This window comes from Actinosynnema sp. NPDC059335, assembly GCF_042752395.1.
Taxonomy (GTDB): domain Bacteria; phylum Actinomycetota; class Actinomycetes; order Mycobacteriales; family Pseudonocardiaceae; genus Actinosynnema.
Genome location: NZ_JBHYXZ010000281.1, coordinates 1 through 5128, shown reverse-complemented (window position 1 = coordinate 5128; position 5128 = coordinate 1). Strand labels below are relative to the sequence as shown.

Annotated in this window: 5 protein-coding genes and 1 pseudogene; 4 read left to right on the top strand and 2 right to left on the bottom strand. The window is 75.6% G+C overall.

Translation table 11 applies throughout. From position 1 onward, the window contains the following. From ACFXGA_RS39540 to ACFXGA_RS39525, 4 genes and pseudogenes are all read left to right on the top strand, one after another. Window positions 1-506 (top strand): annotated as a pseudogene (locus ACFXGA_RS39540) (hypothetical protein); the annotation flags it as partial. After that, a complete protein-coding gene (locus ACFXGA_RS39535; protein WP_378098126.1) occupies window positions 506-1162 on the top strand; it encodes an ESX secretion-associated protein EspG in 657 nt (218 codons plus the stop codon). The pseudogene ACFXGA_RS39540 and the gene ACFXGA_RS39535, both read left to right, overlap by 1 nt. Window positions 1163-1345: 183 nt before the next feature. Then, entirely contained in the window at window positions 1346-1936 is a 591-nt protein-coding gene (locus ACFXGA_RS39530; protein ID WP_378098123.1) for a sugar O-acetyltransferase, read from the top strand. Next, a complete protein-coding gene (locus ACFXGA_RS39525; protein ID WP_378098120.1) occupies window positions 1933-2481 on the top strand; it encodes a TetR/AcrR family transcriptional regulator in 549 nt (182 codons plus the stop codon). Before ACFXGA_RS39530 ends, ACFXGA_RS39525 begins: the two co-directional genes overlap by 4 nt. 17 nt (window positions 2482-2498) lie before the next feature. Here the strand turns inward: ACFXGA_RS39525 and ACFXGA_RS39520 are convergent, their stop codons facing one another. Both ACFXGA_RS39520 and ACFXGA_RS39515 read right to left on the bottom strand, forming a co-directional pair. Continuing rightward, window positions 2499-3314 carry an alpha/beta fold hydrolase gene (locus ACFXGA_RS39520; protein WP_378098117.1) on the bottom strand — a complete coding sequence of 272 codons (816 nt, stop codon included), beginning with the start codon at window positions 3312-3314 and terminating at the stop codon, window positions 2499-2501. A gap of 104 nt (window positions 3315-3418) precedes the next feature. Beyond that, the gene (locus ACFXGA_RS39515; protein WP_378098114.1) at window positions 3419-4702 is read right to left on the bottom strand and encodes an RICIN domain-containing protein; all 1284 of its coding nucleotides are present in this window, start codon (window positions 4700-4702) and stop codon (window positions 3419-3421) included. Between the last annotated feature and the right edge of the window lie 426 nt (window positions 4703-5128).

The window sequence follows — 5128 nt, the reverse complement described above, 5'->3', positions numbered from 1 at the left end:
CGCGCCGACCGGCCGCACCGGCGGGGGCGGCCCCCCCCGCGCCGGGGCCGCCGGGCCAGCGCACGGGGGTCGCCGAGCGGGCCCCCGGTGTGCCGGGCGGTCTGCCGCCGGCGACCCGTCCGCCGGCGGGCCGGGACACCGGGCACACGTCGAAGGTCCCGAAGGGCGACCACCTGTCCGGCGGCGGCGGTGTCGCGCCGGTGCTGCCGGGTGGGATCGGCATCGGCGACCCGACCGGCACCAGGGGTCAGAGGGGTTCCCTGGACGCCGGCGACCGCTCCGCCGTGCTCGGCCGGACGCCGGGGAACGCCCCGGCCGGGGCGCGCGGCGCGGCGGGCCGGGTCGGCGCGGGCGTGGCCGGCATGGGCGGTTTCGCGCCGCACGCGCCGGCCACGCGGGACGAGGACGACCGGGAGCACCGGCGCACCGTGTACCTGGACGAGGACGCGGACGCGCTCGTCGGCCGGCTGCCCGGCGGCGTCGCGCCCGTGATCGGGGAGGACTGATGTTGCGCGGGCCGGTGGTGCTGTCCGACACGGCGTTCGACGTGCTGTGGCACCACGACGACCTCGGCGAGCACCACACCGTCCTGCACGTGCCGCCCGCCGAGGCCGACGTCCTGGAGGTGGAGCGGGAGCTGCACCGCGAGGGCGTGCGGGTGGACGACACGCTGGAGGCGTTGCGGGTGCTCGCGTACGCGGACTCCGAGTGCTTCGGCTGGATCGCGTTCAACCGCGAGGTCACCCTGCCGGTCGTGGTCGCCACGGCGGGGCGGCACGGGGTCTTCGCGGTGCGGGACAACGGTCACGTGCGGATCGACGTGCTGCGGGGCGACCCGTCGGAGACCCTGGCGGCGTGCCTGCCGGACGTGCCGGCCGGTCGCGGCGTGTCGATCAACGCGCGGGCCGAGGAGGCGCGCGGCTCGCGGGCGCTGGCCGCGCTGGTGCAACGGCCGCGCACCGGCGTGGCGAAGCTGTACGCGGCCCGGCGTGACCGGTACGGGCGACGCCGGCGCGCGGGGTCGTTCGTCACCACGCTCGACTGCCCGGACGGCCGCTGGCTGGTGGTCCGCTACACCGACAACCGGGGCCAGGGGTGGGTCCACGCCACGCCCGCGACCCGTTCGGTGGTGGGGGAGTGGCTGCGCCGGCTCGGCGACTGACGCGGGGGAGGCGGTGCGACCGGGCGACTGATCCAGGGGAGCCGGTGCGACGGGCCGACCTCGGCCGGTCGCACCGCCGTGCTGGCCCGCCGGCCTCGGCCGGTCGCACCGCCGTGCAGGGCCGCCGGCCGGACTGTCGCGCCGCCGAGCCGGTCGAGGCCCCTCAGGTGTACGGTCGTACACATGGCGGTCGACTACTTCGCGGGCGACGACAGGACCAACCGGGAGCGGATGCTGGCCGGCGACCTCTACATCGCCGACGACCCCGACAGCGCCCGGATCGCGCAGCGGGCCGCGGCGCTGCTGGAGGACTACCGGGTGGCGTGCGCCGCGGGCCGGTTCGAGGAGGCGCGGCGGCTGCTCGCGGAGGTCCTCGGCGAGGTCGGCGAGGGCGTGGTGGTGCGACCGCCGTTGTTCGTGGACTACGGGGAGAACATCCGCATCGGCGCGCGGACGTTCGTCAACTTCAACCTCACCGCGCTGGACGTCGCGGCGATCACCATCGGCGAGGACTGCCAGATCGGGCCGGGGGTCCAGCTGCTCACGCCGACCCACCCGGTCGAGCCGGGGCCGCGGCGGGACAAGCTGGAGGCGGCCCGGCCGATCGTGATCGGCGACAACGTGTGGCTCGGCGGCGGCGTGGTGGTCTGCCCCGGCGTGACGATCGGCGACAACAGCGTGATCGGCGCGGGCGCGGTGGTGACCCGCGACATCCCGGCGAACGTGGTCGCGGTGGGCAACCCGGCCCGCGTGGTGCGGGAGATCGGGGAGTGACGGTCCGGCGACCCGACCCGGGGCGGCGGGACCGGATCGTCGACGCCTGCCTCGACGTCGTCGCCGAGGTCGGGGTGGCCGGCGCGTCGCACCGGACGATCGCGGCGGCGGCCGGGGTGCCGCTGGGCTCGATGACCTACCACTTCACCGGGATGCGGGAGCTGCTGCGCGAGGCGTTCGGCCGGTTCGCCGCCGCCGCGGCCGAGGGGTTCGAGCGGCGGATGGCGGCCGCCCGGGACGTCGAGGAGGCCAAGCGCGCCGTGGCGGAGGTCATCACCGCCGAACCGCCCGGCGGTCCGCGCGACCTCGTGCTCACCCACGAGCTGTACACGCTGGCCGCCCGCGACCCCGCCTTCCGCGACCTCACCAACGCCTGGATGGCGGCGAGCAGGCGGGCGCTGGAACGGCACTTCGACCCCCTGACCGCGCGCCTGCTCGACGCCGTGATCGAGGGCATGGCGATGCACCGCGCCCTGGACGTCGAACCACACGACCCGGCCGCCGCGATCGCCGCCGTCGAACGCGTCACCGCCCGCTCGGTGTGATCACCGCCCGACCGGCGTCAGCCCAGGTCGGAGAGGAACTCCGCCAGCACGGCGGCGAAGACCTCGGGCGCCTCCTCGTGCGGCGCGTGGCCGGTGGCCGGCAGGATCCGCACCTCGCCGCGCCAGAGCGTCGGCACGGGGACCGTGCGCAGGTAGTCCAGGCTGACCAGCTGCTCGTCCGCGCCGTGCAGCACGGCCAGCGGCCGGGTGAGGCCGGCGACGATCGCCACCTCGTCGGCGAACCGGCCCTCGCCGAGGCTCGCCGCCAGACCGGCACGGGCCGCGCCGTCCGTGGCCAGGATGTCGGCGACGAACCCCGTGACGGGGTGGGTCGAGCCGGGGGCCACGAAGCTGGTCGCGTAGGCTCGCGCGGCCTCCTCGTCCACCTCCGGGCTGAAGCCGATGTTCACGGCCGGGTTCGGCAGGAACGCCTCCCCGAGCTGAGCGGGCGAGCTGACGGGCGGCGTGCCGAAGATCGCGAACCCGGCGGCGTCCGGCAGGCGCGGCGCGGCCTCGATCGCGATGTGGCCGCCCAGGCTCCAGCCGACCACCACGGCGTCCGCGGCGTCGGTGGCCGCCATGAAGTCGACCAGGTTGCCGGCGTAACCCGGCAGCGAGTAAGCCTCCGGGGCCGGGGCGGGCGGGGAGTCGCCGTGGCCCGGCAGGTCGAGGGCCAGGCAGCGGAAGCGCTCGCCGAAGGGGCCGTCCACGAGCGCGCGCCACGTGCGACCGGAGGACGAGTTGCCGTGCACCAGCACGACGGTCGGCCCGGTGCCGGACGATTCCCGGTACGCGAGTTCCTGCTCACCGACGGTGACGCTCTTCTGAGCCAACGGACGGTTCCCCTCACTGGATCGGGTGTTCCGCCGGAAGCCTCTCATCCCGCCTGCGTGAACTGAAGCCGTCCACTCGCCGGGAGCGGGTGGCGGTGTGCCGGTCAGCCGCGCTTGAAGCGCTGGTTCGGGTTGCCGTTGTAGGTGTACTGGGAGATCCGCGCGCCGTCCGCGGTCGACTTCTCCCACACGTCCATGGCCAGCCCGGACTGCCGGTTGATCAGGCTGATCACGTCGCCGCCGTGGTCGACGACGCGCCACTGCTGGCTCGCCGCGCCGGTGTCGGGCTGCTGGGTGATGTCCGCGCCGCTGCCGTTGCCGGAGACCTGGAGGACCAGGCCGCTGTGCCGGGCCTTGAGGCGGACGTGGCCATCCCCGGTGTCGAGGAACTCGAACTGCTGGTTGGCCCGGCCGGTGGCGGCCCACTGGACGAGCCTCGCGCCGGCCGCCGTGGAAGCCTCGGAGATGTCCGCCGCCTTGCCGCTGTGCTGCGCGACCAGGCTGTGGGCGGACGTGTTCTGCCGCAGGGACGACGCGAGGGCGATGCCCTGCTCGCGCAGGGCCTGGGCGACGACCTCGGCGATGCGCGCGGCTCCGGCGGCCTCGAAGTGGGTGTGGTCGGCGCAGAAGAACGCGCCGACCGCGCCCTGGCCGTAATCGCCGTTGTTGGGGCACAGGCGCAGCGAGTTGTAGAGCGCGACGCTGCGCTGGTGCAGGTCGATGACGGGCACCTGGTCGGCCTGCGCCTGGGCGATCGTCTCCGCCACGAACCCGCGGTTGCCCACGGCGGTGGAGCCGGAGCAGCGGATCGCCGCGACGGGCGTGACGTAGACGGGTTTGACGCCGCGCGCCTTGGCCTCCCGGGACATCGTGGACAGCAGTTCGCGGTAGCGGGCGGTGCCGACGTGCCGCGGGCAGTTGGGGTCGCCGTCGTTGATGCCGAACTGGATGATCAGCCAGTCGCCCGCCCGCATGCCGTCTTCGGCGAGCATGCCCGCCCAGCGGGAGGCGTAGGTGCGGGGGCTGACCTCGCACTCGCCGGCGGCGTCCTTGGTGGTCTTGACGTTGGACTCGTAGAGCCAGGTCTGGATGCTCCGGCCGCCCACGGCGTTGTTGACGACGGTCACGTCGTCGGTGAACAGGCGGTCGAACTCCCGGCCCCAGCCGACCGGGCAGGCGCCGCTGCCGTTGGCCATGGTGGAGTCGCCGGCCAGCCACACCGTGAACGGCGCGGCGGCGGCCGTCGCGCCCGAGTCGGTCCGCGGCGCGGCGCACGGCGCGGGCGTCGGCGCGGCCTGGGCTTGCGCGCCCGGCGCCACGAGGGCCGCCGTCGCGGCGAGGAACGCCGCCGCCACCGCCGGGTAGCGGTTCCGTGAAGACGTCTTCATCGACACCCCATGTCGTTCTCGGCGGAACCCGTGTCGGGTCGGCGGATCCGGGTCGGGCGAGGACGCCCGGCCGGACGGCCCGGTCCGGCGGCACGTCCGCCGAGCGGCACGGCGACCGCCGCCGAACGCCCCGGAACCCTTCCCGGCGGAAGGGTCGCGCCACGCCCACCACCCGTCAACGGCCGCATCTCGTATGGGAGAACCGCGTCGAACGCATTCGACCGCCCCAGGCGAATCGACGTTCGACAACCCGTCGGCGCGGTCCTCGACGGCTCGGGCGAGGCGCCGCGCACGTCCACAGTGGAGTGGCGGTGTTCGGGGCGGCCCCGGACGCGCCGGTGGGGGGGGCGGGGGGGGGTGCCCCCCCCCCCCCCCCCCGCGGGCCGCCGGGCGGGGTGAGTCCGGCGCCGCGGGGGGGGGTTCGTC